1 protein-coding gene is annotated in these 6,450 nt (G+C 51.3%); it reads right to left on the bottom strand.

Going from position 1 to position 6,450, the window contains the following annotated elements:
- A partial coding sequence (locus ASC50_RS04425; RefSeq protein ID WP_158648426.1) for a LamG domain-containing protein occupies positions 1 to 6,412 on the bottom strand: 6,412 nt, incomplete at its 3' end.
- Between the last annotated feature and the right edge of the window lie 38 nt (positions 6,413 to 6,450).

Raw genomic sequence — 6,450 nt, 5'->3', positions numbered from 1 at the left:
GATGAGAGCGAATCCAATCCCAGAGGGTTTGGATAGGCCCAGGCCCAGGATCAGGCCTAGGCCTCCTAGGCCGATCTACAGGTGTGTAGTATTCTTCTATTTCTGCCTTTGGAGCTATCTCTTTCTTCACCTGTATCTTGGTGTAGACCTGTGCTATCGCCACCGGAGGCAACACCCCTTTCGCCGTTCTTTCCCATTTGTCATACTCGTCAGAAAGGAAGAAATCAAGTGGGTCAACCTCCGGATGTTTCTTTCTCCAGTATCGGTACGCCACCATATCACCAAAGTAGTCATCCCGATCTAACCCAATTACAATATTGTCTCGTACCCAGGCTATATATCCACTCCTACTTATTGAGCCGTCGGTTTCATCTCTCTGCGCTTGATTAACCTCCCCCATCTCCGTCTGTGTTCCTTCATAATAGTGAGGACCACGATATTCGTCAATCGTAAGCCGCCTTATAGTTTTCGCCGGAACATAGTCGTAGTAGAAAGGACCGGGCCAACGAAGTCCGTCAGCATTTCTAATTTTCGTATCGTGTTTTTTTTCCAATGCACGTATCTCTGCTAATACTTCGTGCGCGACCTCATCATCATCGGAGTATCTGTGCGACAATCTCGGTTTCAGATCAACCTCCCACCCCATCGTTGCCGGAATGTGTATCGTTTCATATACGGGCATTCTACCAAAAGCATCGGACCTCCTACTCGGCTGAGGTCTGATTTTCTTAAGATGTATCTTACCGTTGGTGTCCACCGATCGGCTATACAAAACAGGTTTGCCCACATCGTCCATCTTCCAGAGTGTATGTTGCATACGATGTTTTCTTCCTTTTGAATCCTTAACTGCATCAGAATATATAAGACCATCAGTGAGTAAGCGGCTTTGTATCACCAGTGGATGCTTGTGTTTCGCCGGAAGTTGTCTGACGGTCAGAAAAGCAACTTCTGAATAAAAGTTTCCTATCCGAACAGTAACCTTTTTGGGAGGATATTTGTGGTTGCCTGTAATTCCCATCTGTTTCTTTAATTTTTTCGTTTCTTTCCTTTGCTGCCACCATGAATTACGCAAAGGCGCACGCACAATGGTTTTACCGCTCCCGGGCGCCTGCACGGCATCGGTGGTAGCCACCCTACGCGCAGACACAAAATCGCCGCCAGCCTTCACTTCTTCGTGCGCAGACACATACACCCGGTGGTTTCGATTGTAGCCTGAGCCATACGAATAAAGCGTGTCGTGGGAAGTGCTGACGCCTACGCTACCCACGCCGGCACCAAAGCTGGCATTCTGCGTATAGTCGCCCGCTAATTTGGCTAATTCATTTTGTGCCAAAATGCCGAGCCACCCGTTAATCTGGTCGTAAGCCATGACTATCGAATCCGTCGGACCTTCCAGATGTCCCAAATTCGGCTCATCCATCGCCCTTAGAATCTCCCGCGTGGCGCGGTCCCACACCACGGTATAGCTTGGTCCGGAAGATGCACCGTCCTCCGTAGCCTGCGAGTGAAAAGCGGAAGTATCGCTGTTGAGCATTCCAAAATTGGTGTCACCGACATACAAATGCGACACATATACCGGCGCGGAGATTGTCGCAGTATCTACGCCGTAATCGTCGTGCAATTTGGCGTACATGGCACTGTCGTTCTGCGCCTTCGTTAAGGACTCGTCCAGCGGGATAACAATGCGCGACAACACTCCCCAGACGGCATCGACCCACTTGGGGACCATGATTTTCTCTATTTCATACTCCGTGTAGGCAAAACTTGTTTCAAAACTCTCCCCTACCCCCATGGTAGAGATTTTGCCGATGTCAAAAGCGCCGGGCACCTCGTCTGTAAAAATATTATTCGGATTGGTAAACTCCCATGTCTTCCTAATCTCCACGGCATTGACTTTGCCATAGAGGGTATTCACCGCCTGCCCAACAAACAAATCGCCCGGGTCACCCACAAACACATCGGCACCACCGCCCATAATGGCAGGGTTACCCATCGTGGAAAAGTTCCGGTTGAACCTGTAGGTTGTTTGCGTAGAGCCATTGCCCGAAGATGTGTTGTTAGTCTCTATTCCCATGCCCCCTGTTCCATAAGCGGAGGCAGACGTGCCAATCACTCCCAGCACCATCATCGTGGAATAGCCGAGCGAGAGCGTATTTTTAGAAGTCATCAACGTGCCTGCTGTCCACGAATCAAACTCGGTGTGCACCAGCGTCGTTCCGGCACTGATATAGGCGTAGCTGCTGGTACCGGGAGGGTCGTGGAGCACAAAATCCACTTTCGGAGGCGCCGTCGTCCGGAAGTCGGTGCCGGTGACCGTTCCGCCCAGCACGTAAGCTTCCAAGCCCTTCGCACCAAAATTATCCGAATAATAGGACCGTCCTCCGGTAGTCATCGTGGTAGACAACCGCGACACCCCGTCACCACTCGGCGCGCCAACCACAAACTCATAAATGCCCATTTCAAGTTCCGCATCCATACTAATGTTCACCTGCGCCGAATTTGCGGCGATGGTGGATGTAATGCTGAAAGTAGCATCCTTTGCCGGCTCTGCAATGATGTCTAAAGAATTAAGATTGACATGGTATTCTTCCGCATTCATCACAAAAGTATATGATTTACCTTGCAGGAATACCGGCTTGCCAAAGGTGTAAAACCCGTCATCGTCCGGCTGCAAGTTCAAGTTCACCAGCGCGAGCGTTGTGTCGGGCAAAACATACTCTTTTTCACCAAAATAATTAACCGTACTTCCCTCGCCTGTTATTTTCGCATTCGCCTCCCACTCCCACTGCTGTATCGTGTAAATGGGTTCCGGACGATGAATATAGTTCCATTCCTTATGGTATCGGATGGTGTCGGTCTGTTCCACAAATTGCATCTGCCCGTTCACCAATACCGAATCGCTCCAAGTGAGCGTATTTTTTTTCATCGCAGCCTCATCAACCACCGGCGCATCGCGCAGGTCAAGCCTTTCATTTCCATTATAGATAATGCCGTCATAAAGCGTTTTGATGGGCTCTATATTATACACTTCGGGGTATAGCCACGCCACATATTCGCCGGTGATTTGGTTGATATAAACAGTCACCTCATTGCCATTAATTTTCATCTCGGTAAACTCTTGTCCGAAACCGCCAAAGTCAAAATCGCTGTCAACCAAGTTCTCCAACATCATCTCATATTCCCACTCCATGTCATAGCCATCCACTTCGTCGTCGGCGGCAGCGGCGGCGGCAGCGGCGGCGGCCTCGGCAGCCTCATACGCAGCCTCGGCAGCCTCTGCCTCATCATACGCAGCCAAAAAGTCATCTATATATCTCTCCCAATCAAAGTCTCCATTTTCATTTAAATAGGTCATCGGGATACCGTTGTTCTGCATAAATCGTGCGACATCAAACACACCGTTCTCGTCCATATAGGTTTGCAGCCTCAACCGGTCTTCTTCGGTGAGAGGTGCGTCCAACTCCAACGGGGGACTGTTCATCCATGCTTCAAGTTCCGGGTCTATCTCGGCGATGGAATCGAGATAGGCGTATGCTTGCAATTCTTCCTCTGTGGGGTCGTTCATCCAGGCAAGATAATCCTCTTGAGCCAAGAGAAAACCTAACGCGTCCAGACCGTCTGTTTCGGAATAAAATTCACCAAACGCGTCGGCATTTTTGCGTATTATTGCATCCCAATCCACCTCGCCGTCGTCATTGGTATATTGGGCAGGCCAATCCTCATCTAAATCCTCGACTTCCGCTCCCAAAAGTTGTTCCCTGCTTGGGTTTCGCAGCCACGCGCCTTTGTCGTGCAAATTGATAATAAAGGTATCTCCGGAGGCTTCATAACGCAACCGGGGCTGTCCCACTTTATCAATCGCCGTGAACACCAACGAATCCACCCCGATATTATTTCTACCCCAGCCAAAGCCCGAAACGACCTCGGACTCCTGTATGCCCCCGGCAATATGCCCAATCACTTTCACACGTGTCTGGTCATAGAAATGCACGCCGGAGCGGTCGCTCTGATAATCAAGATTTTGTCCGGTAGTCAGCGACAAGGCTTTGCCATCTTTGGCAAACCAGTGTCCGGGCTTCTCCACCTTAAATTCGTGCACGCCGACAGGCACTTCCAGCTCGTAAGTACCGTTCGCAGCAGTCGTTATAGGCTTCCCGTTCGACAAACACTGGTTGCCGTCTATCGTGAACGTACAACCCTCCACCGGGTAATTGCCGCCTTCATACATGACCTTACCCGATACCTTGAACGATGATTTATCTTCAAAATCCGCGCTGTTATAGATGTGGCTGGCGGCATTGAAATGGTACGTTCGCGTGGTTGGCGCAAACAGATGCGCACTTGAGCCTTCGCCCAAACTCGGCGTCAGCGTAAACGAGGTGCCATCGCCCGCGTAGGGGATAGTGTTGAGAATATAGGAGCCGTTCACATCGGTGATGGCTCGGTTTGCCAACAACGCTGCATTGGGAGCATTAGTTAAGGTATGAAAATCATGTTTGGTATTGCTTGCAGTGTGAACGGCGCCGTGATTTTCGTTGAATGTGGTGCCGCTGGCGGTGGCTGAGGCGTCATAGACCTCATCGTCGCTTAGTTCGTCGAAGCGGTAATAGACTTGCAAGTCTGCCTCTTTGCCGGCTATGAAGCGCCCGTAGTCTTGCTTGATTTTGGTCGGCGTCAGGGCTTTTTTCCAGATGCGGACTTCGTCCATGAAGCCGGTGAAACCGGCTACCGAAGCCTTACTCTTGCCCAGATAAATGCTGTCCGCAGTCGCGGTCGCGGCAGCGCTCGCGGCGGCGCTCTCGCTCGCGGCGGTAACCGTGGCGGTGGCGGTAGCCACCGAATCCCCGTTGATATACAATCGGGCGGTGTTGTCGGCAAACGTTACCGTAACATGCGTATATTGGTCTGCCTGTAGGCGTGCCGCGTTGGGCAGGCTCAGGAGAAAGTCGGTGGTGCCGACGGTGAGTGTGAAGCTCTCAGAGCCGTTGGCTCGCACCGCATAATGTCCGGCATGAGTATAGAACAGCGAGGCAGGAGCCTGCACATCGTGCGGCTTCACCCAAGCCTGAAATGTGAACGCGGAGGGCGACAAAGCATTCGCCTTGATGGGCGTTGTGATGTAGTTTTGGTGGTCGCTTGTGAACTCGAAAGCCTTGTTTGGGGCTTCCGGTGTAGTCGTAGCGGTAACCGTGGCTCCCACCACGGAGGTGGAGCCGCTCTTAAAGGCAATCTGCCCGATGACTGTTCCGTAAGGCTGTTTGTAGCCGGTGGAATGCTTTTCGCTGTGTTCTTTGATGTCGCCGTCGCAATCCGTCACGCCCACCACTTTATAGTCATAGTAGATGCCCTGAACGGCAGATTTGTCTTCGTACATGTAGTTGGTAACACTGCCGGACGGTATTTCGGCGAGTGACTCTGTCGGCGCTCCGGCAAGGTTCTTAATCGCGCGCGACAGGCGGAAGCTCTTAAACCGGTGCCGCGGTGTCATGTCCCACTTCACCAGCACCTTGTCGTCGTAATAGCCTTTGGAGGCACTGAGATTGGCGATGGCGCCAATGCTGTGCAACCGCAATTCCATAAACAGAGTGCCGGTCTTAGCAAATGGCTGCCCGTATTCGCCAATACCACCGACGTCGTCACCTCCGTCGAACATGCGAATTTCGTAATAGAAGGGGGTGCAGTCCACGGTGAATGAATCGACCCACTCCACCGTAGTGGAACCGGCCGCGACAGGCTGCTCATGTACTTGCACTAATGGTTTAGTGCCGTCTTTTCTGTAGATGCGGCACCGGTAGTTGGTGCTGAAGCGCCCGTCATTCAATGTCCAAGATACTTTTACGGTGGTGCTGTCATGTTCCTGAATTTCCGCTGTGGCGGGGGTTGCTGCCACTCTATCGGTGTTAAACGTTGCAGAGCGTGTTACATTGTATTCGGCTTCCTCGAGGTTAAACGCACCTCGCGTAACGAGAAACTCATACTCTTTGGTGCCCTCGTCCTTTGCCGGATAAGGAAAGGTGACAGAAGGATTTGTTTCGGTGGGGTCGTACTTTTTCACGAGTCTTTCATCGTTTTCATTCTTGACATCAGCCCATTCACCATCTTTTCGCCGCCACTTAATCTTATAGTCATCTACTCTCGACTGCGTAGTGCCGGGAGGCATCGTCCATGTCAGGGTTATTTTTTCATTCGCCGGCGTCACCTGCAAACTATTTTCGTCCGGGCAAGGGTACGCCGGAATGATATATATGTCGGACTCTTTTGACTGGTTGGTTGGAATGTAGGATGGCCAGTCATCTCGTCGAGTGAAGGAAATGGTATCCTCGAAGGGCAGCTTGTAATAATCCGTGCGCGCCGTCTTGACTTTCAACTCTATGTTTTTGCTGTATTGATCCCGGGTACATAGTGTATCCATACTATTCTCCTGAGCCGCGACGGGTTTGGGTGAACCCG

Source organism: Candidatus Symbiothrix dinenymphae (assembly GCF_001431085.1).
Note: the sequence above shows the minus strand (reverse complement) of the source record. Positions and strands in the feature narration are given on the sequence as shown.